At 69.6% G+C, this 25,496-nt stretch carries 24 protein-coding genes; 14 read left to right on the top strand and 10 right to left on the bottom strand.

Annotation, left to right across the window (positions count from 1 at the left end):
* The first annotated feature begins 5 nt into the window (after positions 1-5).
* A complete protein-coding gene (gene aat / locus JW792_RS01960) occupies positions 6-656 on the top strand; it encodes a leucyl/phenylalanyl-tRNA--protein transferase (RefSeq protein WP_135994334.1) in 651 nt (216 codons plus the stop codon).
* Here aat and JW792_RS01955 read toward each other — a convergent pair.
* Genes JW792_RS01955 through JW792_RS01945 form a run of 3 tightly spaced genes read right to left on the bottom strand, consistent with a single transcriptional unit; the run spans position 623 to position 1,939 of the window.
* Positions 623-1,036: a DUF2155 domain-containing protein gene (locus tag JW792_RS01955; RefSeq protein WP_135994335.1), complete on the bottom strand. Its 414-nt coding sequence runs from the start codon at positions 1,034-1,036 to the stop codon at positions 623-625. The two genes, aat and JW792_RS01955, sit on opposite strands and share 34 nt — an antisense overlap.
* A 20-nt stretch (positions 1,037-1,056) precedes the next feature.
* Entirely contained in the window at positions 1,057-1,524 is a 468-nt protein-coding gene (gene mlaD / locus JW792_RS01950; protein ID WP_135994336.1) for an outer membrane lipid asymmetry maintenance protein MlaD, read from the bottom strand.
* A 4-nt stretch (positions 1,525-1,528) separates the two neighbouring features.
* The gene (locus JW792_RS01945; protein WP_135994337.1) at positions 1,529-1,939 is read right to left on the bottom strand and encodes an NADH:ubiquinone oxidoreductase subunit NDUFA12; all 411 of its coding nucleotides are present in this window, start codon (positions 1,937-1,939) and stop codon (positions 1,529-1,531) included.
* Positions 1,940-2,134: 195 nt separating this feature from the next.
* Here JW792_RS01945 and JW792_RS01940 point away from each other — a divergent pair, with 195 nt between their 5' ends.
* The 3 genes from JW792_RS01940 (at position 2,135) to JW792_RS01930 (ending at position 6,720) form a co-directional block, all read left to right on the top strand.
* Positions 2,135-4,723: a TSCPD domain-containing protein gene (locus tag JW792_RS01940; RefSeq protein ID WP_135994338.1), complete on the top strand. Its 2,589-nt coding sequence runs from the start codon at positions 2,135-2,137 to the stop codon at positions 4,721-4,723.
* 68 nt (positions 4,724-4,791) lie between these two features.
* Entirely contained in the window at positions 4,792-5,289 is a 498-nt protein-coding gene (locus tag JW792_RS01935) for a pentapeptide repeat-containing protein (RefSeq protein WP_135994339.1), read from the top strand.
* Between the two features lie 81 nt (positions 5,290-5,370).
* Positions 5,371-6,720, top strand: a complete 1,350-nt coding sequence (locus JW792_RS01930) for a pentapeptide repeat-containing protein (RefSeq protein ID WP_135994340.1) — start codon at positions 5,371-5,373, stop codon at positions 6,718-6,720.
* A 17-nt stretch (positions 6,721-6,737) separates the two neighbouring features.
* Here JW792_RS01930 and aspS read toward each other — a convergent pair whose 3' ends face one another.
* Positions 6,738-8,555, bottom strand: coding sequence for an aspartate--tRNA ligase (gene aspS, locus JW792_RS01925; protein WP_135994341.1), 1,818 nt, complete (start codon positions 8,553-8,555; stop codon positions 6,738-6,740).
* 153 nt (positions 8,556-8,708) lie between these two features.
* Here aspS and JW792_RS01920 point away from each other — a divergent pair, with 153 nt between their 5' ends.
* From JW792_RS01920 to JW792_RS01910, 3 genes are all read left to right on the top strand, one after another.
* Positions 8,709-9,440 carry a lysophospholipid acyltransferase family protein gene (locus JW792_RS01920; protein WP_158291506.1) on the top strand — a complete coding sequence of 244 codons (732 nt, stop codon included), beginning with the start codon at positions 8,709-8,711 and terminating at the stop codon, positions 9,438-9,440.
* 249 nt (positions 9,441-9,689) lie between these two features.
* Positions 9,690-10,112: an ester cyclase gene (locus JW792_RS01915; RefSeq protein ID WP_135994343.1), complete on the top strand. Its 423-nt coding sequence runs from the start codon at positions 9,690-9,692 to the stop codon at positions 10,110-10,112.
* Positions 10,112-10,705 carry a TetR/AcrR family transcriptional regulator gene (locus JW792_RS01910; RefSeq protein ID WP_135995228.1) on the top strand — a complete coding sequence of 198 codons (594 nt, stop codon included), beginning with the start codon at positions 10,112-10,114 and terminating at the stop codon, positions 10,703-10,705. The genes JW792_RS01915 and JW792_RS01910 overlap by 1 nt, the downstream gene beginning before the upstream one ends.
* Before the next feature lie 28 nt (positions 10,706-10,733).
* Here the strand turns inward: JW792_RS01910 and JW792_RS01905 are convergent, their stop codons facing one another.
* Complete coding sequence (locus JW792_RS01905) at positions 10,734-12,326, bottom strand: FG-GAP repeat domain-containing protein (protein WP_135994344.1); 1,593 nt, start codon at positions 12,324-12,326, stop codon at positions 10,734-10,736.
* A gap of 193 nt (positions 12,327-12,519) precedes the next feature.
* On the opposite strand from JW792_RS01905, the gene JW792_RS01900 reads away from it, so the two are divergent.
* The 4 genes from JW792_RS01900 to rnd are packed head-to-tail and all read left to right on the top strand — an operon-like array spanning position 12,520 to position 16,393.
* Positions 12,520-13,128 carry a TetR/AcrR family transcriptional regulator gene (locus JW792_RS01900; RefSeq protein ID WP_135994345.1) on the top strand — a complete coding sequence of 203 codons (609 nt, stop codon included), beginning with the start codon at positions 12,520-12,522 and terminating at the stop codon, positions 13,126-13,128.
* Between the two features lie 48 nt (positions 13,129-13,176).
* Positions 13,177-13,884, top strand: coding sequence for a lysophospholipid acyltransferase family protein (locus JW792_RS01895; RefSeq protein WP_135994346.1), 708 nt, complete (start codon positions 13,177-13,179; stop codon positions 13,882-13,884).
* A 3-nt stretch (positions 13,885-13,887) separates the two neighbouring features.
* The gene (locus JW792_RS01890; protein WP_135994347.1) at positions 13,888-15,183 is read left to right on the top strand and encodes an MFS transporter; all 1,296 of its coding nucleotides are present in this window, start codon (positions 13,888-13,890) and stop codon (positions 15,181-15,183) included.
* A gap of 52 nt (positions 15,184-15,235) precedes the next feature.
* Positions 15,236-16,393 (top strand): ribonuclease D, encoded by a 1,158-nt coding sequence (rnd, locus tag JW792_RS01885; RefSeq protein WP_135994348.1) that lies wholly within the window; start codon positions 15,236-15,238, stop codon positions 16,391-16,393.
* 162 nt (positions 16,394-16,555) lie between these two features.
* On the opposite strand, the gene JW792_RS01880 is transcribed toward rnd, so the two are convergent.
* Genes JW792_RS01880 through JW792_RS01865 form a run of 4 tightly spaced genes read right to left on the bottom strand, consistent with a single transcriptional unit; the run spans position 16,556 to position 22,260 of the window.
* Positions 16,556-18,070, bottom strand: a complete 1,515-nt coding sequence (locus JW792_RS01880) for a Ppx/GppA family phosphatase (protein ID WP_135994349.1) — start codon at positions 18,068-18,070, stop codon at positions 16,556-16,558.
* Positions 18,067-20,256: an RNA degradosome polyphosphate kinase gene (locus JW792_RS01875; RefSeq protein WP_135994350.1), complete on the bottom strand. Its 2,190-nt coding sequence runs from the start codon at positions 20,254-20,256 to the stop codon at positions 18,067-18,069. The genes JW792_RS01880 and JW792_RS01875 overlap by 4 nt, the downstream gene beginning before the upstream one ends.
* Positions 20,249-20,989 (bottom strand): P-loop NTPase family protein, encoded by a 741-nt coding sequence (locus JW792_RS01870; RefSeq protein ID WP_135994351.1) that lies wholly within the window; start codon positions 20,987-20,989, stop codon positions 20,249-20,251. The genes JW792_RS01875 and JW792_RS01870 overlap by 8 nt, the downstream gene beginning before the upstream one ends.
* Positions 20,986-22,260 carry a DUF2066 domain-containing protein gene (locus JW792_RS01865; RefSeq protein WP_135994352.1) on the bottom strand — a complete coding sequence of 425 codons (1,275 nt, stop codon included), beginning with the start codon at positions 22,258-22,260 and terminating at the stop codon, positions 20,986-20,988. The genes JW792_RS01870 and JW792_RS01865 overlap by 4 nt, the downstream gene beginning before the upstream one ends.
* Positions 22,261-22,444: 184 nt before the next feature.
* On the opposite strand from JW792_RS01865, the gene purM reads away from it, so the two are divergent.
* Positions 22,445-23,476: a phosphoribosylformylglycinamidine cyclo-ligase gene (gene purM / locus JW792_RS01860; RefSeq protein ID WP_135994353.1), complete on the top strand. Its 1,032-nt coding sequence runs from the start codon at positions 22,445-22,447 to the stop codon at positions 23,474-23,476.
* Between the two features lie 5 nt (positions 23,477-23,481).
* Positions 23,482-24,141 carry a phosphoribosylglycinamide formyltransferase gene (purN, locus tag JW792_RS01855; RefSeq protein WP_135994354.1) on the top strand — a complete coding sequence of 220 codons (660 nt, stop codon included), beginning with the start codon at positions 23,482-23,484 and terminating at the stop codon, positions 24,139-24,141.
* Here the strand turns inward: purN and JW792_RS01850 are convergent.
* The gene (locus tag JW792_RS01850) at positions 24,138-24,971 is read right to left on the bottom strand and encodes a retropepsin-like aspartic protease (RefSeq protein ID WP_135994355.1); all 834 of its coding nucleotides are present in this window, start codon (positions 24,969-24,971) and stop codon (positions 24,138-24,140) included. The genes purN and JW792_RS01850 overlap by 4 nt on opposite strands.
* A 110-nt stretch (positions 24,972-25,081) precedes the next feature.
* Between JW792_RS01850 and arfB the strand changes: the two genes are divergently transcribed.
* A complete protein-coding gene (gene arfB, locus JW792_RS01845; protein WP_135994356.1) occupies positions 25,082-25,495 on the top strand; it encodes an alternative ribosome rescue aminoacyl-tRNA hydrolase ArfB in 414 nt (137 codons plus the stop codon).
* The last annotated feature ends 1 nt before the right edge of the window (position 25,496 follow it).

Below are 25,496 nucleotides of genomic sequence, written 5' to 3'. Positions count from 1 at the left end.
GCCGCATGCGCGGCTTCGGCGTCGAGGAACTCATCGCCTGCTACCGCCGGGGTGTCTTCCCGATGGCGGAGTCACGCGAGGATCCGCGCATCTTCCTGCTCAATCCCGACGAGCGCGGCATCATCCCGCTCGACCGCTTCCATGTGCCCAGGAGCCTGAGGAAGACGGTCAGGCGCGACGTCTTCCACGTCACGGTCAACCGCTGCTTCGAGGCAGTCGTCAAGGCGTGCGCCGCGCCGGGACCGAACCGGGAGGAGACCTGGATCAACGCCCCGATCCTGAGGCTCTATCTCGACATGCATCGCGCGGGCTACGCCCATTCCCTGGAGTGCTGGAAGGAAGGCCGGCTCGCCGGCGGGCTCTACGGGGTCTCGCTGGGCGGGGCGTTCTTCGGCGAGAGCATGTTCTCGCGCGCGACGGACGCCTCAAAGGTGGCCCTCGTCCATCTCGTCGCGCGCCTGAAGGCCGGCGGCTACCGCCTGCTCGACGCGCAGTTCACCACCGCGCACCTGGAACGGTTCGGAGCCGAGGCGATCGGACGCGACGCCTATCTCGACCGGCTCGACCGGGCGGTGGAGACCGACGCCGATTTCTTCGCGCTTCCCGAGGGCCTGTCCGGCGATCAGCTCCTGCAGTCGATCACCCAGACGTCGTAGACGGGGTGTTCGAGCGGGTTGAGCGCCGGGTTGGAGGCAAACATCCAGCCGGAGAAGATCTCCTCGCCTTCGGCCTCGGCGCCGAAGCCGTCGGTGCGCCTGTCGAGCACTTCCATGAACACGAAGGTCTCCGGCGGCTCTTCCGGCGGCCGGCGCCGGCAGTACTGCACCGTGATGTCGAGGGCGCCGAAGCTCACGGTCTCCCCGACCGGTGCCTCGAAGTCCTGCGTGCGGGCCGTGACCTTGTCGAGCCCGCGCAGGATGGCGACGCGGCCCGGCTCGGAGTTCGCGTCCTCGGGGGCGGGCGGGGCCGTGTCCTGGGCGAGAGCGGCGCCGGACAGGGCCGCACAGGCGGTGGCGATGAGCAGGGAACGGATCATGATCTCACGCTCACACGGCTTTACGGCGAAGTCGAGGCGCCGGAGCCCCGGCCCATCACCGCTTCGCCGATCAGGTCGAACAGGTCGACCGAGCCCTGGGTGAACTCGATCTCGCCGCCCTCGGGCAGCATTTCGGTCGAGCCGCCCGGCTCGATCTCGACATAGGCCCCTCCGAGCAGCCCGGCCATCGCGATCTTGGCGGTGGAATCGTCCGGGATTTCGACATCGGAGCGGATCTTGAAGATGGTGCGCGCGAAATAGGTCTGCTGATCGAGCTCTATGCCCGACACCGTACCCACCGGCACGCCGGCGACGCGCACTTCCGCCCCGCGCGAGAGATCGCCGATCGAGGAGAAGCGCGCCGTGATCGTGTAGCCGGCCCGGCCCGGACCCTCGTCCAGCTGGCCCTGGCCGTAGAACAGGAAGGCGCCGGCCGCGATCAGCACGATGAGCCCGATCAGGGTTTCGAGGACGGCACCGCTCTTCATCGCCTCAGCCCTCCGGCGTCCAGCTTTCGTAATCGGCCGCCGATTTCTGGCGCTCGCGGGCGGTCGCGAGCGACCCCTTGGGCCGGTAGGCGTAGATCGTCCCGGTCAGGTTCGGCTGGTGGTCCTTCTCCCAGGCGCGGCGCGGCAGGGGCGACTCGGTGGGAGGCTCGTCGAAGGTATGGTGCATCCAGCCGTGCCAGTCCGACGGCACGCGCGAGGCGTCGGCATAGCCGTTATAGATCACCCAGCGGCGCCGGGTGCCGTCCGCGCCCGTGCCCTTGCCTTCGGGCTCCTGGTAGTACTTGTTGCCGAACGCGTCCTCGCCGACGAACTTGCCGCCGCGCGCGATCGTCCACAGCGTGCCGAGCGTGGCGCCGTCCCACCAGGCGAAGATGCGTTTGATGAAGCCGAGCATGCGTCAGCCGATCCTCTCAAGACGAAGGGTTCTTCACTCGCGCGGGAATATGCCCACGCGGGCGGCGCGGGTCCAGTGACGGGCGCTGCCAATAACACGGTTTGCAGTCCGCCCTAGGCTTTTTCGACACGGTCCCGCGCGAACCGGTATCATGGGCGGTGATTCGCAAGTCCCGACGCGCTTCCAGGAGCCGCCATGACGCTCGACCGCCGCCACACGCGCCCCGACAGCGACCCGACTGCGGCGCCGGACTGGCTCGATCGCCCGCTCTTCCAGGCCGATCCGGACGCGGTCGAGCCGGACGCCGGGGTGAGCGTTCGCGCCCCGCAGGGGTGGAGCGGACGGGCCGCGTCGGCCGGCGCGGCGCTCTCGGGACAGGATTTCGACGCTCCGATCGATCTCGAACCGGTCCTGGACGCACTCGCCGAACGCCTCTCGCGCCATTTCGCCAAGCCCGCCCGCGCGACGGCGAAGGGGGAACTGCTCGCCTCCATGATGCTGCAGGAAGCCCTGCCCGCCCCGGAGCTGTGGCGCGGCGAGGCGCTGCCCGAACCCGAAGGCGAGGACATCGCGCCGTTCGACGAGGCGAGACGCCTGCTGCGCGAGATCAATGCCGACGCGATGGGTCTCGCCGCCGCCGATCTCGGCGCGCGCATCCTGCGCGAGCGGCTGGAGGCGGTGGCGCTCGCCTGCGTCAATTGCGACGGATCGAGCGAGGAGTGCTTCGATCCGCGCCGCAACCGGGCGCTCGCCCGCGCGATCCGCGCCGCGCGCCGCGATGGCGCGCCGGACGCGATGATCGAGCGGGCCATCGCCCGGGCCCGCCAGGGCATTACCGAGCCCGAGGCCGGGCTCGACTTCGCGCCCGAAGCCCCGCTCCATCGCGCGCTGGAACTGCCCGCGGCGGCGATCGCGGCGGTTGAGGCCGACGCCGTACTGGACGACGGCACGCCGGCGCGCGCGCTGTTCTCGCAGCTCGCCGAGACCGTCTGGACCCACGGCGCGCCGCGGCTCGTCTTCGAACGACCGGCCCGGCACGCCGGCGCCGTCACGCTGAACCTCGCGGCCTTCGCAGCGCAGGACGGGCTGGACTCCGAAGGCCTCGCCTACGCCGCCACGCTCTGGGGCAAGGCGGCCGCGGGCGAAGGCGGCGCACTCGTGCTCGGCGGTCTCGGCGCGGCGCTCACCGCCCTCAGGCTCGCCTATGACAGCGATGCGGCGCGCGAGCGGGCGGCGGAGATCGTCGCCCTCGTCGCCGAGGCGAGCCCGGCTCCGGTGAGCTTCGCGCGGCCCGACGCGCTGTCCATCGCCGCGCTCGATCTGGAGTCGGTGGGCATCCACCCGCTCGCGGACCTCTCCGGCGAGGCGGGACTGGCCCGGACGATAGAGACCGCGCTTGCCGGACTGGACCCGGCAACCCGCCAGGCGGCCGAACGCCACGCGCTCGGCACCCGCACGCTGGCCGGCCTCGACGCGCCCTGGATCGACGCCCTGCAGCGCCAGGGCCTCGCCGAGGACGATCTCGCCCGCATCGAGGCGGCGATCGCCGAGGGCACGCCGGTGCGCCACGCCTTCAACCGCTGGACGGTCGGCGAGGAGATCGCGCGGCGCTGCGGCCTCGCGCCGGAGCAGCTCGAGCGCGCCGGCGGCGGGCTGCTCCAGGCCTTCGGGGTGAGCCCGGCCGAGATCGAGACCGCCGAGCGCTGGGCGCACGGCGCGGGCCGCCTGGACGACTGCCCGGCGCTCAGCCCGGAGCGGCGTGCCGTGTTCGCCCCGGCCGGCCCGGAAGCCCGCCTGGAAATGGCCCGCGCCGTGGAGGCCGTACTGGGCGCGAGCTGCGATCTCGAACTGGTGCTTCCCGGCACGGCCACCATTGACGAGGTCGGCGCGCTGATCGCCTCGGCCGGCAGGCGCGGCCTGAAGTCGATCGCCCTGCAGCGCGAGGGCGAGGCGCTCTACGATCTCCTGAACACGATCGAATTCGAGGGCGGCGATGCCGGCCGGCGCGAATTCGTCGCCGAGGAGCGGATCGTGGAAAAGGTCGTCGAGCGCGTGGTGGAAAGCCCGGCGCGCCGGCGCAAGCTGCCCGACCGGCGCAAGGGCTATATCCAGAAGGCCACCGTGGGCGGCCACAAGGTCTATCTGCACACCGGCGAGTTCGAGGACGGCGAACTCGGCGAGATCTTCATCGACATGCACAAGGAAGGCGCGGCCTTCCGCTCGCTGATGAACAATTTCGCCATCGCGATCTCGATAGGCCTGCAATACGGCGTGCCGCTGGAAGAGTTCGTCGACGCCTATGTCTTCACCCGCTTCGAGCCGGCCGGCCCGGTCGAGGGCAACGACTCCATCAAGCATGCGAGCTCGATCCTGGACTATCTCTTCCGCGAGCTCGGCGTGTCCTATCTTGGCCGGGAGGATCTCTCCCAGACCGATGCGGGGCGCCATGATCCGGCCGCCCTCGGCGCGGGCGTGGCCAAGGAGAAGATCGTCGAGACCGATGCGAAGAAGTTCATCTCCAAGGGCTTCTCGCGCGGCCAGCTGCCCGACAATGTCGTCATGCTCGCCGGCCCGAGAAAGGCGCGTGCGGCGCAGGGCGGCCGGGCCGGCATCGCCGAGGAGGACGAGGCCCCGTTTGCCAGCGCGAGCACGAGCGTGACCCGCGCCGCCGAGAGCTATTCGGGCGATCCGTGCCCGGACTGCGGCCACTTCACCCTGGTGGAACGGGGCGCCCTGTTGAGCTGCGAGGCGTGCAGCTGGTCAGGCCCGCCTCCGGCGCAATAGCGTCCGCTGGCGCGCGCCTTGCGCGGCTCCGCACGATCGCAGGAAGATCGATGCGGGAGTGTGCCGCGATGAAACAGGCCCTTTGCGTTCTTGCCATGCTGGCGGGCATGAGCCTGGCCACGGCGTCCGCGTCCGCGCAGGACATGGCCGAGATCGCGCGCGTCCAGGCGGGCGCCGACTGCCCGGGCTGCAACCTGTTCCAGGCCGACCTTTCCTACCGCGACCTGGAAGGCGTCGATCTCTCCGGCGCGCGCCTGCGCCAGGCCGATCTCAGCCTGTCGACCATGAACCGTGCCGATCTCTCCCGCGCCGATCTCTCGGTCGCCAACCTGTTCGGCGCCCGCTTCACCGCGGCACGCTTCGCCGGCGCCAATCTCACGCGGGCCAATGCGGTCGGGGCGTATTTCGGCAGCGCCGACCTCACCGGCGCCGTTCTGGACGGAGCGATCCTGTCGGGGGCGGAAATGGAAACGGCACGCGGGCTCACCCAGGCCCAGCTCGACACTGCCTGCGGGGACCGCAGCACGCGCCTGCCGGCCGGCCTGACGATCGCGCCTTGCCGCTAGCCCATCCTTGCGCCAGCCTGTCTTGCGGGTTACCGCGTTTTAAGTCGATTTCGTGAGGCTTCGGGGCTACATCCTCATCTCATGATGCTGCGAACACTGTTCCTGAGCTGTGCGGGCACGCTTGCCCTCTCCGCCGCCGCACAGGCGGGGGGAGTGAACGTCAACGGCGATCCCCACCGGCGCCTCGTCATCGGCGGGGACTGCGTCGAGTGCGACTTCTCCGACGCCAATCTCGCCGGCGCGCACATCATCGGCGGCAACTTCAACCGCACCAGCTTCAGCGACGCCCATCTCATCGGCGCCCGCTTCGTGGAGATCACCGCCGAGGAGAGCGATTTCTCCGACGCGCGCCTCAACGAGGCCCAGCTCTCCGGCGTTTCCTTCGCCGGCGCGAGCTTCAGCGACGCCCAGATGGGAGCGCTGCGCGCCCAGCGCGTCGATTTCAGCGGCGCCGACCTCACCGACGCGCAGCTCTCCGGCGCGGTGCTGATGCTGACCGATCTCTCGGGGGCGCGGATGAACGGGGTGCAGTTCGGCCAGGGCGCGCTGCGTTCGAGCCGGCTGGAAAATGCCGAACTTACCGACGCGAGCTTCATGCAGGCGCGCATCTCGAGCACGGACATGAGCGGGGTCTCCGCGGCGGGCGCCGATTTCCGCCAGGCGATCATCGAGCATGTCGACCTGTCCGGGTCGGACCTCACCGGGGCGGACTTCACCCAGGCCCGGCTCATCCATGTCGACCTGTCCGGCGCCGACCTCAGCGGGGTGCAGGGCCTGCATGCGATGAACCTGCAGCAGGTCTGCGGCTCGGATGCGACGCGGCTGCCCGAGCGCATCGCGCTGCCCGATTGCGACGACATGGAGCTCGCAGGCCCCGTCACCGCGCCGGCAGACCACCGCTTCGTCTTCGTCGGCCACGGCGCGGGCGAGGCGCGCGAGATGATGGCCGCGCGCGTCGCCTTCCAGGCCGCGCTCGAGGGGCTGGAACGCCATGCCCAGGTCAGCGAGACCTGGAACCAGGAAGCCCTGGCGATCGCACGGGAAGGCCTGCGCGAAGCGACCACCGCGATGGCCGAGGCCCATGCCGAACAGGAGCTGGAGGCCCGGCTCGAGTTCGAGGCGATCGAGCGCGAGCTGGAGGCCGCCACCGCCGGGCTGGAAGACGAGTTCGGGCCCGGCTGGCGCTTCGAGATTCGCCGCGCCGAAGTCGGCGAGCCGATCCGCGTCATCCTCGAGCGCGCCGCCTACGCGCTCGGCCACGCCGAAGCCCCCGAGCCGCCGGCGCCTCCCGCGGTGCGCCATCCGCGTCGCGTCGAGCGCGCGGAGGTCCGCCTCGAAGGCGCGCCGCAACCGCGCAAGGTCCCCAAGACCGAGACCGAGACCGAGACCGAGACCGAGACCGAGACCGAGGCGGACGACGGCGGGCGCTGAGCCCGCCGCGGCCGGCCTCAGCCCGGTTTCCTGGCTTCCGGCAGCACCGTCCTCAGATGCAGCTCGCGCAGCTGGCGCGGCTCGGGAAAGGCCGGCGCGTTCATCATCAGGTCGCGCGCCTGCTGGTCCTTGGGGAACATCACGACCTCGCGCAGGTTCTCCACGCCGGCCAGCAGCATGACGATGCGGTCCACGCCCGGCGCGATGCCGCCATGGGGCGGGGCGCCGTAGCGGAAGGCGTTGAGCATGCCGCCGAACGCCTCTTCGACGACCTCGGCGCCGTAGCCGGCATATTCGAAGGCCTTCAGCATGACGTCCGGGCGGTGGTTCCGGATCGCGCCGGAGGACAGCTCCACCCCGTTGCACACGATGTCGTACTGGAAGGCCTTCAGGCCCAGCAGCGTCTCGTGGTCATGCTTGTCGAGCGCCATGAAGGCCTCGGCATCCATCTGCGGCATGGAGAACGGGTTGTGGGAGAAGTCGACCTTCTTCTCCTCCTCGTTCCACTCGTACATCGGGAAATCGACGATCCAGCAGAACTTGTAGACCTTGTCCTCGAACAGGGAGAGCTCGCGCCCGACCTGATTCCTCGCCCGGCCCGCGAACGCCACGAAGTCCTTCGGCACGCCCGCGGTGAAGAACACCGCGTCGCCGGCCTCAAGGCCAAGCTGCTCGCGGATCTTCTCGGTGCGTTCTGGGCCGATGTTCTTCGCGATCGGACCAGCGCCCTCGATCTGGCCGCCCTCCTCGCGGAACATGATGTAACCCAGGCCAGGCTGGCCTTCCTTCTGCGCCCAGGCGTTCATGCGGTCGCAGAAGGCGCGCGACCCGCCGGTCGGGGCGGGAATGGCCCACACCTCGACCTTGGGGTTCTTCTCGATCATCCCGGCGAAGACCTTGAAGCCCGAGCCCTCGAAATGGGCCGTGACGTTCTGCATCTCGATCGGGTTGCGAAGATCGGGCTTGTCCGAGCCGAACTTCCTCATCGCCTCGAGATAGGGAATGCGCGGGAAGGGCAGCGCGGTGACCGCGTTGTCGCCGGCGAACTCCTCGAACAGGCCCTGCAGGACCGGCTCGATGGAATTGAACACGTCTTCCTGCTCCACGAAGCTCATCTCGATGTCGAGCTGGTAGAACTCGCCCGGCGCGCGGTCGGCGCGGGCGTCCTCGTCGCGGAAGCAGGGCGCGATCTGGAAATACCGGTCGAAGCCGGAGACCATGATCAGTTGCTTGAACTGCTGCGGGGCCTGGGGCAGCGCGTAGAACTTGCCCGGGTGCAGGCGCGAGGGCACCAGGAAGTCGCGCGCGCCTTCCGGCGAGGACGCCGTCAGGATCGGCGTCTGGTATTCCATGAAGCCCTGCTCGACCATGCGCCGGCGGATGGAGTCGATGATCTTCGAGCGCAGCACGATGCGCTTGTGCAGGCTTTCGCGGCGCAGATCGACATAACGGTGCTTCAGACGCACCTCCTCGGACCAGTCCGGCTCGCCGAACACGGGCAGCGGCAGTTCCTCGGCCTCGGAGCGCACCTCGAGCTCTTCCACCCGCAGCTCGATCTCGCCGGTGGGAAGGTTCGCGTTCACGGTCTCGGCCGAACGCGCGACGACCTTGCCGGTCACCGTGACGACGCTTTCCACGCGCAGGCGCTCCAGGCGCTCGAAATTGGGGTTTTCCGGCTCCAGCACGCACTGCGTGATCCCGTAGTGATCGCGCAGGTCCACGAAGAGCAGACCGCCATGGTCGCGCTTCCTGTGAATCCATCCCGACAGCCGCGCGGTCTCGCCGACATCCGGCTTGCGAAGCTGGCCACAGGTATGGGTGCGATAGGCGTGCATGAAACTCTGATCCTCGGCTGGCGTCGCCGCGTGAAAACGACGCGGCGGAAAGGGCAACGGAACAGCCGCGATGTCAAGGGAGTGCGCAGCGCTCGTGCGGCTCGACGCGGCCGGGCGGCGCGCTATCCTGACGCCGGGGAGGCCGTTGGAACCGTGAGTCTGCGCGCGCACATCTACCACACCGGATTCTGGACGATCTCCGGCACGTTCGCGCTTCTCGGGACGCCGACCCTGCTCGCCCGCGACCGGGGGCCGGTCACCGGCTGGCTGCATGCCTATACAAGGGCCATGCGCGCCTGGCTGAAGACCTGCGGAGTGGAGGTCGAGTATCGCGGGCTCGAGCACCTGCCCGAGGGGCCGGCCGTGTTCGCCGCCAAGCACCAGAGCTATGCCGACGGGATCCTGCATGTCGCGCACAAGCGCGATCTCGCCTACGTGATTGGCGACCACATGCTGAAATTTCCCCTCATCGGGACCTATCTGGAACGCGCCGAGGCGGTGGTGGTCGACGACGCCGCCGGCAAGCGCGCGGGCGACGCGCTGGAAACCGCGATCGCGCGCCTGAAGGCGCAGCAGCGCGACATCCTCATCTTCCCCGAGGGCGGCATGGCTCCGGTGGGGGGCAAGAAGCGCTACCGGCGCGGCGTCCACCGGCTCGCCAGCGCCCTGGAGCGCCCCGTGGTGCCCGTGGCGACCAATCTCGGCTGCTTCTGGCCCCGCCAGGAATGGCGCCTGCATCCCGGCCGGGCTGTGATCGAATACCTACCCCCGCTCACCCCCGTGGAAGACCGCAACCATTTCCGCACCCTGCTCGAACGCACGATCGAGAGCCGCACCCGCGCGCTCGAGGCCGAGGCGCATGCGGCGGGACGCCGGAAGGGGTGAATTTTTCCCGGCGGGGATGGTCGCCGTCGCTCCCACGCCGGGGCGGACCGGACGTGCATAAGGCAATGGTGAATCGTGGAACGCGGAGCGGGCTCGCGGCCCGCCCGCCGGCTCGGCCTGGATCGCGGTTCCATGAGTGGCTCCTCTCCCTGAAGCGCACGTTACGGTACTTTCATCTTGCCATGAGACATTTTTCTCATCATAAGCGGATCATCGCGCTGGGGGCGCTTTCTTGAGGACGTGACGCACATGGGACTGACCCGCGAACAGATGGATGCGAAGATCGACGAGCATTTCGGGTTCGAGATCGCCGACGACGTGGAAGGCGTGCTGGCCACCCTTGCCGAGGACGTGGAGCACGACATCGTGGGCTGGCCGACCGGGCCGGTGCACGGGCGCGAGGCCACGCGCAATTTCTACGAGGCGCTGTTCGGCGATCTGTCGGAAGGATCGGTCAAGCCGCTGCGGCGCCTCTACGGCGAAAATTTCATGGTCGACGATTCGATGTGGAGCGGGCGCGCGCCGGGCCGTCCCTTCGGCATCGAGGGCCGCAACCGGCCGCTGAGCTTCCGCCTGCTGCACGTGGTGGAGTTCAGCGAGAGCGGCGACATCGCGCGCGAGAATGTGTGGATCGATCTCGCCGCCATCCTGCAGCAGCTGCAGGAGGCATGATGGACGCGAACGATCCGCGCGCGAACCAGAAGCGGCGCACGCGGCGCGAGCTGCTGCGCGCCGCCGCCCGGCTCATTTCGCAAGGGCGTAAGCCCTCGCTGGAGGAGATCGCCGAGGAGGCCCTGGTCTCGCGCGCGACGGCCTATCGCTACTTCCCCGATCTCGACGCGTTGCTGCTGGAAGCCACGCTCGACATCGCCGCGCCTGAGCCGGACGCGCTGTTCGGGCCGGATGCGCCCGCAGATCCGGTCGACCGGCTCGTCCGGGTCGATGCGGCGTTCGAGGCGATGATGGCCGAGAACGAGCCAGCGCTGCGCCTCATGCTCGCCAAGTCGCTCGAGCGCAGCGTGTCCGCGCCGGACGAGACGCCCAAGCGCCAGAACCGGCGCACCCCCCTGATCGAGGCGGCGCTCGCCCCGCTCGCCCGGGACGTGCCGCCGGAGCGCCTGGGCCGGCTGAAAGCCGCCCTCGCCCTCCTGGTGGGCACCGAGAGCTTCATCGTGTTTTCCGATGTGCTGGGACTGGACGAGAGCGAGGCGCGCGCGGTCAAAGCCTGGGCGTTCGCGGCGCTCGTCGAGGCGGCACGGCGCTAGTCCACGGCCGGCACGGGCCCGGCTCCGATCAGTTTTCCGCGTCCGGTGCGGCGGGCTGGCGGACCGCGGCCCGGGTCCCCGGTGCGAGGCCGGTCAGGGTCTCCTGCGAGGCATCGGGCCAGGTGATGACGGCCTCGACGATCTCGTGACCGGGCGGCACGGAGAAGAGGAAGGGACTCGCGCTCTGCGCCCGGAAGCCGGTCTGCGCGCTCGCCACCCGGGTCTGCGACAGGTGCCCGGCTTCGGAGCGCGTGGTCAGGACGACCCTGCTGCCCGGCGGCTCGGGGGCGCCATGCCGGTCGACCAGCCGGAGTTCGACCCAGCTCCCGCAGGCCGGTGTGCGGTTGCGCAAGACGGTGACGAAATCGCCTTCGGCGTTGGCCGACCACGCACCGACGAGCACGTCGATCCGGCCGTCGGCGTCGATGTCCCCGCTGACAACCGCCGAATGGCCGGTCACCCGCGCGGCCAGCGCCGCGTCCTCGCGACGGGTCAGGGCCCCGGTCCCGTCGCCGGTGAACAGCTCGATCGGGCCGCCATAGGATGCCGTCACCAGGTCGAGCGCACCGTCGCCGTTGAGATCGGCGAAGGCGGCGCCCGAAGACTGGCCCGAGTGAACGGGAAATTCCGCCGGGGCGAGCGTGAACCGGCCCGCGCCGTCGTTCAGGAACAGCCAGTCGGTGCGCGGCTCGGTGTTGTAGACATAGCTGCCGAGGAAGAGATCGAGATCGCCGTCATTGTCGACATCTGCGAGCGCGCCCGACATCGAAGAATAGCCGGGCGCGGCGAAGGGCTGGCCGGGATCGGCCTCGAACGTCCAGCCGCCGAGATTGCGGTAAAGCACGGCATGCTCGACCGGAGCGGGATCGATGCCGCTGAGACGGGCGATGTCGCTGTTGGCCACGATCAGATCCTGATCGCCGTCGGCATCGAGATCGCCCCACAAGGCGGCGCCGGGATTGTTGGCGCCCCCCAGGACCGGATTGTCCTCCACGGCGCGGAAGACACCCTCGTCATTGCGGTAGGCCGCGTTCGGACCGGGCATCTCCATCGTCGGTCCCGTCGTGTAGAGGTCGAGATCACCATCGCTATCGATATCCACGAACACGCCGGAGAAATTGCTCTGCGCCGAGCGCGTCGCATCGCCGAGCGGAGTGACGGTGAAACGCCCCTGTCCCTCGTTGCGCAGATAGCGGTTGGGCTGGCGGCGCTGGACGGTGACATAGACGTCGAGATCGCCGTCGCGGTCGATATCCGCGAGGCTCGCGCCGGAATCGGGGGTGTCGAAATCGCCGAAAGGATGTTCGGAACGCGAGAAGCGGCCCGTCCCGTCGTTGAGATAGAGCAGGCTGCGGTCGCCGCGATAGGGCGAGGCCGTCACGTCGAAGCCCCGCGTGGCCAGGAGGTCGAGATCGCCGTCGCCGTCGAAATCGGCCAGGCTCAGACCGCCGGGATAGCCGCGATCGCGACCGTCATCGCCGAGTTCGAGCGCGCCGACCTCGAAAACCGGGGCCGGGCACGCCGGGATGTTTGCCAGGGCCGGTGCGCCGGCGAGCACGGCAGCCCCGGCCCAGGCGCAGGCGATTCCCACCTCCGCGCCGCTACGATCCTTTCGCTGCACGATCCTGGCTCCCCACTTCGTTGATGATCGAAAGACTACCCCGGTGACTTCAGGCAAGGCCAGAGAATTCTCCCCCTCCGGCGGTCGGCGGCCGGCGTGAAGATATATTCACTCCGGGCTTGACACGGCCGGCGCCACAGGCCAAAAGACAGACGTGAATGATCATTCATTCACTCGAACTGGAGAGCCTCGCATGGCACGGCAACTGGCAGAAACCCCGGCACGTGGCGTCACTGGCACCGAAGGCACGCTGAAGGCGCGCGTGGAGCGCGCCGCGCTGGAGCTGTTCGCCCGCGAGGGCGTGGACGGGGTCTCGATCAAGGAGGTGGCCGGCGCGGCCGGCATCTCCGACGGGGCGATGTACCGCTACTACAAGAGCAAGGACGCGCTCGCCGCGGCCCTGTTCGAGACCATTCACGTGCGCCTGTACAATCTGATCGAGGCCGCGCTCGCCGGGGCGAGCGGCTTCGAGGACGCGGTGCGCCGCGTGGTCCACGTCTATTGCGAGGCGGCCGACGACGACCCGGCCCTGTTCGCCTACCACCTCACCCACATGCAGCGCTTCGGCACGGAGAAGAACCCCGACCGGCCCGATCCGGTCGGCCTGATCGCCGCGCGCCTGGAAGCGGCCATGGCGGCCGGCGACCTGCCCGGGGGCGATGCGGAGGTGAAGGCCGCCGCCGCGCTCGGCGTCGTGCTGCAGCCCACCGCCCACCGCATGGTCGGGCGCTTCGACAAGCCGATGACGGCAATGGCCGACCGGCTCGCGGACGCGGCCCTCATGGTGCTGCGCACCGTGTAGGCCCGGCCCTTCCCCCCCACTCATCACCGAAACGATGGAGACGACGCGATGCGCGCCGCCCTGTACTATATTGCCTACTGGCTGATCACGGTGGCCTTCGCCCTGTTCTGCCTCCTGCTCGCCGCCCTGCCCGGCAAGCGCGCGCTCGGCTGGGGCCTGTGGCTCTACGGCTCGGCGCAGCTGGCGGCCCTGCGCTACATCGCCGGGGTCCGCATCGAGGTGCACGGCAGGGAGAACATCCCGGCCGAGCCCGTGGTGTTCGGCGCCAAGCACCAGAGCTGGGGCGACGGCTTCGTGATGCTCGCCAATGTCGAAAATCTCGGCTTCGTGGCCGGCGACCATCTCTACAAATTCCCGCTGCTGAAGCCGATCCTGAAGAAGGCCGGCGCGATCGTGCTGTCCAACCAGGGGGGCGAGCAGGCCCAGCAGGTTCTCAATGGCGGCATCGCGCGCATGAAGGACGAGCGCCGCCACGTGCTGATCTATCCCGAGGGCCATCTCTCCGCCCCCGGCGAGAAGCACCGGTACCGCTCCGGCGTCTTTCACCTGTGCGAGAAGCTCGACCGGGTGTGCGTGCCGGTGGCGACCAATCTGGGCCTTGCCTGGGACCGCACGAGCATTGCCAAGACGCCCGGCACGGTTACGGTCGAGTTCCTGGCCCCGATCGAGTGCGGGCTGACCAAGGAGGCGTTCATGTCGCGCCTGGAAGAGAGCGTCGAGACGCGCACCAACCAGCTCGTGGCGAAGGGGATCTGAGAGATGAGCGCCAGGATCGCCTTCCGCCTGATGGGCCAGCGCCGCTTCCTGCCGATCTGGGCGGCCCAGACCCTGCTCGCCTTCAACGACAACCTGTTCCGCTACGCGCTCGTCACACTGGCGGCATACGAGGGGCTGACGCTGTGGGGGCTGGAGCCCGACATCCTCACCCCGATCGCGGCGACCGCCTTCACCCTGCCGATCTTCCTGTTCTCTGCCGTGGCCGGCCAGGTCGCCGACAAGTACGACCGCACGAAGATCATGGTGCACGCGAAGTTCGCCGAGATCGTGCTGATGACGGTCGCCGCGGCGGGCTTCCTGCTCGAGCAGCCCCTGCTGCTCATCGTCACGCTGTTCCTGATGGGAACCCAGTCCGCCTTCTTCATCCCGGCGCGCAACGCGGCCCTGCCGACGCTCCTGTCGGACGCCGAACTCGTGCCGGCCAACGCGCTGATCTCCGGCGCGCTCAACGTGGCGATCCTGGCCGGGGCGATCGGCGGCACCCTGCTCGCCGGGGAGCGTCACGGGCCGGCCGTGATCGCGGTGACGCTGATAGTCGTGGCGGTTGCGGGCTGGCTGTCCATGCGTCCGGGCGCGCCTGCGGCTCCGGACTCTCCCCAGACGCGCATCAACTGGAACATCGTCACCGCGACCTGGACCATGCTGGACGGCCTGTTCAAGGCGCCGAAGGTGCTGCGCCCGCTGCTCGGCGTGGCCTGGTTCTGGATGCTGGGCGCGACGGTGATCACCGTGCTGCCGCTCTTCACCCGCCAGGTGCTGGGCGCGGACGAGAGCGTCGTGGCCTTCTTCCAGCTGCTGTTCACCGTCGGCGCCGCGCTCGGCGCGCTCGCCTGCGGCCTGCTCTCGCGCAACAGCGAGGGGCTCGTCTTCGTGCTCCTCGGCGCGATCGGCCTCGTGGTCTTCCCGGTCGATCTCGTGATCTACACCGCCGGCTATGCGCGCACGGAGGACCTGGTCTCCGCCCTCGCCTTCATCGAGGACGAGCGCAACTGGCGCATCACCGCCGACCTCACCCTGTCGGCGGTCTCGGCCGGGATGTTCGTGGTGCCGATGCACGCCATGGCGCAGAAACGCGCCGACCCGGCCCGGCGCGGGCGCCTGCTCGCGGCGAGCGGCATCCTGAACGGCGCCTCGGCGAGCCTCGGCCAGTTCGTGCTCTACGGGCTCGGCGTGTTCGACCTGCCGCTCTCGGGCGCCTTCCTGGTCGTCGCGGCCGGCTCGCTGGGCGGGGTGGCGTACGCGGCCTGGCGCATCCTGCGCAACGGCAATAGCAGCTGAACCCTCCCGCCCCGCTCGCCAAGGCGCGCGGAGGGCGCTAAACGGGCGGATCATGAAGCTGATCACCAAGACCAAAGACCTCGCCGCCGTCTGCGACGCCCTCGCCCAGAACGAGTTCGTCGCGCTGGACACCGAATTCATCCGCGAGACGACCTTCTGGCCGCAGCTCTGCCTGATCCAGGCGGCGGGCGGCGAGACGGAAGCCCTTATCGATCCGCTGTCGGACGAGCTCGACCTCGCCCCGCTGTTCGAGCTGCTCGCCGACAAGAGCACGGAGAAGGTGTTCCACGCCTGCCGCCAGGACCTGGAGATCTTCTTCCACAAGGGCAGCGAGCTGATCCCGCAGCCTCTGTTCGACACCCAGATCGCGGCGATGGCGGTGGGACTCGGCGATTCGATCTCCTACGACAATCTCGTGCGCGAGCTGCTCGGCCGGCACATCGACAAGGGCTCGCGCTTCACCGACTGGGCCCGCCGGCCGCTCTCGGAGAAGCAGCTCGCCTACGCGCTCGCCGACGTCACCCACCTGCGCGATCTCTATCCGACGCTGAAGGCGCGGCTGAAGACGATGGAGCGCGAGCACTGGGTCGCCGAGGAGATGAAGACGCTCACCAATCCGGAAACCTACCGGATGGATCCCGAATCGGCCTGGAAGCGGCTGAAGATCCGCAAGACGACGAAGAAATGGCTCGCCGCGCTGAAGGCCGCCGCGGCCTGGCGCGAGAGCGAGGCGCAGGTGCGCGACATCCCGCGGAGCCGCATCATCAAGGATGACGGGCTCTACGAGATCGCCCACGCCGCGCCGACCAGTATCGAGCAGCTCGGCGGCCTGCGCGCCGTGCCCAAGGGCTTCGAGCGCTCCAAGCCCGCCGAACGCCTGATCGAGGCGCTGTCGGACGCACTGAACAATCCGGACGCCTACGCGCCCCACATCGACCGCACGCCGCCGACCCCGCCCAATCTCGGCCCGGTGGTGGAGATGCTGAAGGTCTTCCTGCGCGTCGTCGCCGAGGACGAGGGCGTCGCGCCCCGCCTCATCGCCACCGTGCCCGATCTCGAACTCATCGCCGCCGACGACAATGCCGACGTCGCCGCCCTGAAGGGCTGGCGCCGCGCGGTGTTCGGGGAAAAGGCCCTGAAGCTGAAGCGCGGCGAGATCGCGCTCGTGCTGGAAAACGGCAAGGTCGAGGCGGTCGAGCTGGAGGATTAGGGCGCGGTCCCTCCGCGCCCCCGCCAGCGCTGTCTCCCCCGCGCGACAGCGCGATCAGCGGCACGCAAGATCGTGGGCTGAACTCGTCCCGCGCCGCGCCCGGCGGCGCCGGGGCCCCGATCGAGTCGGGCAGGCGCTCCATTTTCCGACAAGCAGGAAGACTCAGACCACCTTCGGCTTGAGATCCATCGCGCTCGCGAGCTGATCGAGGCGTTGCAGGGCGCGTTCCACCGCGGTGTCCTCCATGCCGGCGGCGACGCGCAGCACGAGCTCGTCGCCGGAGCGTTCCAGGCGAAAATGGTCGAGGAGCGCGGCGGTGCGGCCCGACAGCGCGGCGCCGAGGCGCAGGGCCAGGCCGAGGCGCAGGGCGACGCCCTCGGCCTCGTCGTCGACCAGCCGGCGGCTGGGGCAGGTCTCCGGGCGCGCCGCCTTGCCGGCATAGCGGTGATGCAGGGCGAGCGCCAGGAAGGCGCGCTCGGGATGGCTGAGCCCGGAGAGCGGGGCGTACAGCATCTGCGTGCTGGTGAGGTCCGCGCGGTGATCGGGATGGAAGCGCACGCCGTAATCGGTCAGGCGCGCGGCGGCGGCGCGCAGCACCTTGTCGCGGCTCCTGGAGAACACCTCGCGTTCGGTCTCGAAGACCGGCTCGATCCAGTCGGCGAGCCGGATGCCGAAGCCGGGCTCGGGCGAGACGGCAGCCACCAGCGCCTCGGCGCCGGACAGCAGCGGATCGCCGTCGATATAGAGCCGGGGATCGGCGGCGAAGACGACGCCCTCGCGCAGCCCGTTGGCGGAGAACACCACGCGCTCGAACCCGCCGCGCTTGACCACGCGCTTCAGGAGCTGGGCGGCATAGGGCAATGTCGCGGCCCGCTTGGAGGACACGCCCGGCGTCGCCGCGAGCGAGGCTTCCGACTGGGTCGCGGCGAAGTCGGCGTACTTGAACACGTCCTCGCGCGGCAACGCGTATTCGTGCAGCACCTCGAGCGGATGACCCTCCCCGGCCATGGCGAGATGGGCGAAGGCGCGCCAGGCCCCGCCGACCGCGTAGAACACCGGGCCCGGCCGGTCGAGGATCGGCGCGGCGCGCTCCAGGATCTCGTCAATCGCGGGCTTGATCTCGCGCGGGCTCTTCTCGTCGAGCACGGCCAGGGGGCCGAGCGCCAGCGAGAGCGAGGTGCCCACATTGCGGCCCGAAACCGGCGTCAGTTCGAGGCTCGAGCCGCCGAGATCGCCCGCCACGCCGTCGCAATCGCCGATGCCCGCGACCACGCCGGCCGCCGACAGACGGCCCTCCTCCTCGCCGGACAGGACCTGCACCTTCAGCCCGCATTCGCGCTCGACGCGCGCGGCGAACGCGGGACCGTCCTCGCAGGTGCGCACCGCCGCGGTCGCCACGATGTGGCGCTCCTCGATCGCCTTGGCGTCGAGCAGGCTGCGGAAGCGCTTGAGCGTACGGATCGCCGCTTCGACGCCGTCGGGATTGAGCCGGCCGGTCTCGTTCGCGCCGCGGCCGAGCGCGGCCATGGTCTTCTCGTTGAACATCGGGAACAGCGCCCGGCCCTCGAGCCGGAACAGCACCAGGCGGATCGAGTTGGAGCCGATATCGATGACGGCGATGTCGCGCACGGCCCCTGCCGCGAAGGCCGGCGCCGCCTGCACGCCCTCCGGGCTCATCGCCGGTCCCCGATATAGGGAAAGGCCGGGGGCTGGTCGTGCTTGAGCGCCTCGCCGCGCCCGGACAGGCTGGGATTCGTCATGAAATAGCTGTGCGCGCTGAACGGCTTCTTCAGGCCGGCGGTGTCCACCCGGGTGTAGGAGCCGTCCGGGTTCATGTACCAGCTCTGCGCCTCGTCGTTGAGATTGGCGACCATGATCTGGTCCAGCACCTGGCGGTGCACGGTCGGGTTCTCGATCGGGCACAGCGCCTCGATGCGCCGGTCGAGATTGCGCGGCATCCAGTCGGCCGAGGTGATGTAGACCTCCGCCTGGGTGGAGGGCATCGGCGCACCGTTGGCGAAGCAGACGATGCGCGAATGCTCCAGGAAGCGCCCGACGATGGATTTGACCCGGATATTCTCCGAGAAGCCGGGAATGCCCGGTCGCAGGCAGCAGATGCCGCGGATCACGAGCTCGATGCGCACGCCGGCCTGGCTCGCCTCGTAGAGCTTGTCGATGATCTCGGTATGGACGAGCGAATTCATCTTCGCCCAGACGCCCGCCGGACGGCCCTCGCGCGCATTGGCGATCTCGCGGTCGAGCTTCTTCAGGAGAAGCTCCTTCATGCCGGTCGGCGAGATGGCGAGCTTTTCCAGCGCGGTCGGGCGGGCGTAGCCGGTGACGTAGTTGAACACCCGCCCCGCATCGCGCCCGTAGGCGGGATCGGCGGTGAACAGGGACAGGTCGGTGTAGATCTTCGCCGTGATCGGGTGGTAGTTGCCGGTCCCGAAATGGGCGTAGGTGCGCAGGTCCTTGCCCTCGCGGCGCACCACCAGGCTGATCTTGGCGTGGGTCTTGTACTCGATGAAGCCGTAGACGACCTGGACCCCGGCGCGTTCCAGGTCGCGCGCCCATTTCAGGTTCGCCTCCTCGTCGAAGCGGGCCTTCAGCTCCACCAGCGCGGTGACGTTCTTGCCCGCCTCGGCCGCCTCGATGAGCGCGGCGACGATGGGCGAGTTCTTCGAGGTGCGGTAGAGCGTCTGCTTGATCGCCACCACGTCTGGATCGTCGGCGGCCTGCTCCAGGAAGGCCACCACCGCATCGAAGCTCTCGTAAGGGTGGTGGATGATCAGGTCCTTTGCCCGGATCGCGGCGAACACGTCCCCGCCATAGTCGCGGATGCGTTCGGGCGAGCGCGGCTCGTAGGGCGGGAACTTCAGATCGGGCCGGTCATCCCCGATCAGCTGCGCGGTCTGGGCGAGTCCGAGAATGCCGTCGATCAGCACCACGTCCTGCGGCTCGGCATGAAGCTGCTGCACGATGAAGCGGCGCAGATCCTCCGGCATCGTCGCCTCGATCGTCATGCGCACGAGCACGCCGCGCCGGCGCTGCTTCAAGAGCTGCTCGAACTCGCGCACGAGATCCTCGGCCTCTTCCTCGATCTCGATGTCGCTGTCGCGGATCAGCCGGAAGGCGCCCTTGCCGAGCAGCTCGTAGCCGGGAAACAGCGCGTCGACGAACAGGATGAGGACAGTCTCGAGCGCCACGTAGCGCTTGACCGGCCGGCCCTTGCGGTCCTTGCCCTTGTCGGGCAGCTCCACGAAGCGCTTCACCCCGGCGGGCAGCGGGATGAGGGCGTTCATCACCTTGCCATCGCGCTCGCGCTTCAGCTTCAGGACCATGGCGAAGCCGAGATTGGGAATGAAGGGAAAGGGGTGTGCCGGGTCGATGGCGAGCGGGGTGATGACGGGAAGGGTGTGGGCGAGGAAGTCGTCCCTGAGCCAGGCCTTGTCCTGGACCGAAAGCGACTTGGTGTCGAGGACGTGCACGCCCTCCTTCTTCAGCAGCGCGCCGATCTCGCGCCAGACATCCTGCTGCTTGGCCATCAGCCGGCCGGCGGCCTCGTTGATCTTCTCCAGCTGCTGAGCGGGGGTGAGGCCGTCCTGGCCGGGACGGTCGACGCCGTTCCTGACCTGGGCGCGCAGCCCCGCCACGCGCACCATGTAGAACTCGTCGAGATTGCTCGCCGAGATCGACAGGAAGCGCAGGCGCTCCAGCAGCGGATGGCGCGGGTTCTCGGCCTCCTCCAGCACACGCCAGTTGAACTCGAGCCAGGAAAGCTCCCGGTTGAGGAAGCGCTCGGGCGAGTTCTTCAGCGCGTCGAGATCGACCGCGTCGGACTGGCGGGATACGGCTTCATTCATCGAGATGCTCTCTGCCCGGCGTCGGGGTCTCGCTGGCCCCCCGTTCGGGGCCTGATAGGGCCGCGAGCGCCTCGCGCGCAAGGGCCCGTGTGACAGGTCCCTTGCGGGCCAGCGCCATGTTGTCGAGCACCGCGACGAGGTGACGCGCGTAATCGACCGAGCGCTCCATGCGCATCAGGAGGTATTCCAGCACCCCCGCCCCGAGCGGGGTGCGCCGGTCGCGGAACAGCTTCTCCAGCACCTGGCGCAGCAGCGCGTCGTCGGGCTCGTGCAGCACCGCCGTCTCGGCCGCCTTCAGGCGCGAGACGAGATCGGGCAGCGAGACCGGCCACTCGGCGGGCACGCCGCGCCCGGTGACGAGCGCGGTCACGCCGGCATCCCCGGCGGCCCGGTTCAGGAGGTGGAAGAGCCCCGTCTCGTCGACGCCGGCCTGGCAGTCCTCCACCAGCACCGCCTCGCCGCGGCCGACCCCGCGCAGCTCCGCCGAGAGGCGCCTGGGATCGAGCCTGCGCGCGCGCGTGCGCTCGGTCCACATGTGGGCGAGGTGCGTCTTCCCGCTCGCGGCAGGGCCGACGAGCAGCAGATGTCCCTGACGCCAGCGCGGCCAGCGATTGACGAGCGCGAGCGCCGCCGCGTTCGCCTCGCTCACCGCGAAACTCGCCGCGCGGTAGTCGGGCTCGAGCGCGAGATCGAGGGCGAGCTGGCCGCCCCGTGAGGCGGGAGCGGAACTCATCGCGCCGATCGCACCGTCCAGCCGAGATCCTCGGTCTCTTCCAGCCACGCGCCGCGCGAGCGCAGCTCGGAGCGCACCTGGGCGAGATCGCCGCGATAGGAGAGCGTCATCACCGCCCCGGTGCGCGACAGCGCGTCGAGGCGGGCATCGGCCACCAGGGAGGCGCCCGCGACCGCGTCCTGCAGGGCGTGCCAGTCGCGGATGCCGCGATAGAGCACGGTGACCTCGAGCGTGTTCTGACCGCCCTCGCGCACGATGGTCTGGCGCTTCCAGGCGGTTTCGTTCATCTCCACGATGCGGGCCGCGGCCGCCTCGAACCCGCCCTCCACCGCGATGGTGGGGATGGTCTCGCGCACGACCTCCTCCTCGTTGAATTCCAGGAGCATGCCGCCGGCGCGCGTCGCCATGCCGGTCGAGCGCGCGGCGATCACCGCCACCCGGTCGACGCCGTAGAGTTCGGCCATCGCGCGCAGCACGTCCTCGTTCAGCGATTGCGCATCCGCGGTCGACAGGAGGCGGCGTCCGAGCGGGGTCGGCGGTGCGGCGTCCTGGGTCTGGGCCATGCGCATGGCGGGCGGGATGTAATCGCCCTCGCCCGCGGCGGCCTCGGGCGCGGGTTCCGTCCCGGCTTCCTCGAACCTCGTGCCGAGCCCGACGAAGGGCACCAGGGCGTGGGCGAAGCGCTCGCTGCGCCAGGCCTCGTACCAGGGCCCCGCCCAGACCACCGAGCCGGTCTCGCTCTGCAGCACCGGGATCACGAGGATGGGCCGCGCCTGGGCCTGCACGAAGGGAACGTTGTAGCTCTGCAGATAGTCGCGCACGGCGCGCCGGTCGAAGTTGACGGTGAGATCGCCGATATAGCGCGTGGGCGAGCGACGCTCGTTGGCGATGTCGAAGCCGGCGATCAGCGAGGCGGCGCGCTCGGCGTCGATCGGCGGCAGGCGCGCGGGGATTTCCGCCGCCGGGTCGGCGACCGGATCAAGCGTCGTGGGATCCTCCAGCACCATGGCCTGCGAGGCGTCCGTCCCGATCGCCTCGCCGGCAAGCGGCACGCGGTCCTCGGCGAGCGTCAGGCGCTCGATCAGGATCTGGGCGGCGCGCACCTGGCCCGATTCGAGCGCCCGGCGCTGGGCCTCGGTGGCGTTGGCGGCGGTCTGGTCGATGTGGATGTTCGTCACCGTGAACGGGTCGGCCTGCGCCGCGGCCCCGGCGGCCAGGGCGCACAGCGCGAGAACGCCCGCGAACAGCGACACCGTGAACCGGCAGATCATGGGCCTCTCCCTTCAGGTCCTAAGGCAATCGTGTGCGACGACTATACAAGCCGCGCGCCCGCGGTGAAGCCTGCAATAGCCCACGCGCAGCATACACCCGCCGATATCGACGAACCGGGGCGAGGCGGGCTAAACAGCACGCCTGGCCGGGCAGCGCCCGCACCGGCAGAGGACAGGAGTAGCGATGTCGCAGTCATCCTCGAAGTCACCGCTGACCTACGCCGGAGCCGGCGTGGACATCGATGCCGGCGATGCGCTGGTCGAGGCGATCAAGCCGCTGGCGCGCTCCACGCGCCGCCCTGGCGCCGAGGCCGATCTCGGCGGGTTCGGCGGGGCCTTCGACCTGAAGGCCGCCGGCTATAGCGATCCGATCCTGATTTCCGGCACCGACGGGGTGGGCACCAAGCTGAAGCTCGCCATCGCGACGGGCCGGCTCGACACGGTCGGCATCGATCTGGTCGCCATGTGCGTCAACGACGTGCTGGCCCAGGGCGCCGAGCCGCTGTTCTTCCTGGATTACTTCGCGACCGGAAAGCTCGATCCCGAGCGCGGGCGCCAGATCGTGTCCGGCATCGCGGAAGGCTGCCGCCAGGCCGGCTGCGCGCTGATCGGCGGGGAGACCGCGGAGATGCCCGGCATGTATGCGGGCGATGATTTCGACCTTGCCGGCTTCGTCGTCGGCGCGGCCGAGCGCGGGCGCCTCCTGCCGCGCCATGACGCGATGAAGCCCGGCGACGCGCTGATCGGGCTCGCCTCCTCCGGTCCGCACTCGAACGGCTACTCGCTGATCCGCAAGGTGGCCGAGCGCTCCGGCCTCGCCTGGGACGATGCCGCGCCTTTCGCGAAGGCGAAGTCGCTGGGCGAGGCGCTGCTGGAGCCCACCCGCATCTACGTGAAGTCCCTGCTTGCCCTGATCCACGAGGGCCGCATCAAGGGCCTCGCCCACATCACCGGCGGAGGCATCACCGAGAACACGCCGCGCATGCTGCCCGAGGGCTTGAGCTTCACGGTCGACTACGCAACCTTCGAGCGCCCGGCCGTGTTCAGGTGGCTCCAGGAGGAAGGCGGGATCGAGGAGGCCGAGATGCGGCGCACGTTCAATTGCGGTATCGGCATGATCCTCGCGGTCGAGGCCGGCGAGGCCGATGACATCCTTGCGGCCCTCGAGGGCGCGGGCGAAACTGCCCGCGTGATCGGCGACCTCACGACGGACTGACAGCCATGGCGAAGAAGACCAAGGTCGGCGTCCTGATATCGGGGCGCGGCTCGAACATGCAGGCCCTTCTCGACGCCTGCCGGGAGGAGGACTTCCCGGCCGAGATCGCCCTGGTGATCTCCAACAAGGCCGGCGCGCAGGGTCTCGACCGCGCGCGCGAGGCCGGCGTCCCGGCCGAGTTCGTCGATCACACCCTGTTCGAGGCGCGCGAGGCGTTCGAGAAGGCGATCGACGAGAAGCTGCGCGAGGCGGGCGTGAAGCTCGTGTGCCTGGCCGGCTTCATGCGCATCCTCACCCCCTGGTTCATCGACCGGTGGAAGGACAAGCTGATCAACATCCACCCCTCGCTCCTGCCCGCCTTCAAGGGCGTGTCGACGCACGAGCGCGCGATCGAGAGCGGGGTGCGCATCCACGGCTGCACGGTCCATTTCGTGCGGCCCGAGATGGACGACGGCCCGATCATCGGCCAGGCCGCGGTGCCCGTCATGCCCGGCGACGATGCCGACACGCTCGCCCGCCGCGTGCTGGAGGCCGAGCACCGGCTCTATCCGGCCTGCCTGAAGCTCGTCGTGGAGGGCAAGGCGCGCGTCACCGCCGAGCGCGTGCGCATGGATCCGAGCACGGCCTGCGATCCCGACCGGCGCATGTTCAATCCGGAGGTCTAGCGCGGCTCCAGCCAGAGCGCGCGCTGCGAATAGTCCACGGTGATGCGGTAACCGGCGAGCAGGCCGAGCCCGACATTGGCCGGCGCCTCGTCCGGCTCGCCCGGCTGGATGTCGGCGGTCACGTCGCGGTGGACGAAGGGACCGAGCGCGACCGATTCGACCACGAGCCGGTCGCGCGCCACCGCACCGCCGAGCCCGCCACCGCTCACCGCCTCGACCGGGCGGCCATCGTACAGCCCGGCTGCCTCGGCAAAGGCGCGCATCGCCAGGAGGGCGCCCCGGTTGCCGATGTCGAAATCGGCAAGCACCGACGTGCCCTCGATCTCGACCGGAAAGGCCATGATGCCGGCCCGTTCGGTCAGCTCGAAGCGATGACCGGCCGGTTCAGCCTCCCGGTCCACCGCGCAGACTGTTCCCGCTGCGAAATCGAGATGCAGGCGCGCCGCGTCGAACACCTCGCGCCCGGCGATCGCGGGCAGCGGGCCGCCGATCAGGCGCTCGGCGACATCGGACAGGTCGATCACCGCAATGGTGGCATCGCCGATCTCGAACCCGGCCACCGAGAGGCGGGTGTCCGGCAGGAAACGGGCCTCCAGGGTCTGCGCCCCGCTGCCGCGCGCCGTCGCGCTGCCGGAGGTCTGCGCGTCCATCGCCGCGGCGAAGCGCGTGTCCAGAATGCTCATCTCGGCTCCGGAATCCAGCAGCGCCTCGGTGGCCACGCCATTGACCTCGATCGTGGTCCAGACCCGGCCGTCGCGCAGCTCGATGGCGGCACACGACAGCGACTCGGCAGCGGCGGACAGAAACAGCAGCGTGGAAAGAAGCGGCATGGCACGGCACCCAGGGCAGAGATCACAGCCGGATTGTCCATAAATCCGGACGCGGATTCCAGCGGGCTTCTCACGCGCCGCCGCATCGAAATTCTGCTAGACACCGCCCCATGCGCATCACCGACCAGCTTCACATCGAGGAATCCGAGATCGAGGAGCGGTTCGTGCGCGCCTCGGGTCCCGGCGGCCAGCACGTCAACAAGGCCTCCACCGCCGTGCAGCTGCGCTTCGACGTCGCCGGCTCGAAATCCCTGCCCGACGCGGTCAAGCAGCGCCTGACGCGGCTCGCCGGGTCGCGCATGACCAAGGACGGCGAACTGATCATCCAGGCCGAGGACCATCGCAGCCAGGCGATGAACCGCGAGGCCGCGCGCGAACGGCTGAAGGCCCTGATCGTCAAGGCGAGCCACAAGCCCAAGCCGAGGAAGAAGACGCGCCCCTCCCTCTCCTCCATCCGCCGGCAGAAGGAGGCCAAGAAGGAACGCGCGCAGAAGAAGGCGATGAGGAAGAAGCCGGAGCTGTGAC

Origin of the sequence: Marinicauda algicola (genome assembly GCF_017161425.1) — a bacterium.
Classification (GTDB): domain Bacteria; phylum Pseudomonadota; class Alphaproteobacteria; order Caulobacterales; family Maricaulaceae; genus Marinicauda; species Marinicauda algicola.
Note: the sequence above shows the minus strand (reverse complement) of the source record. Positions and strands in the feature narration are given on the sequence as shown.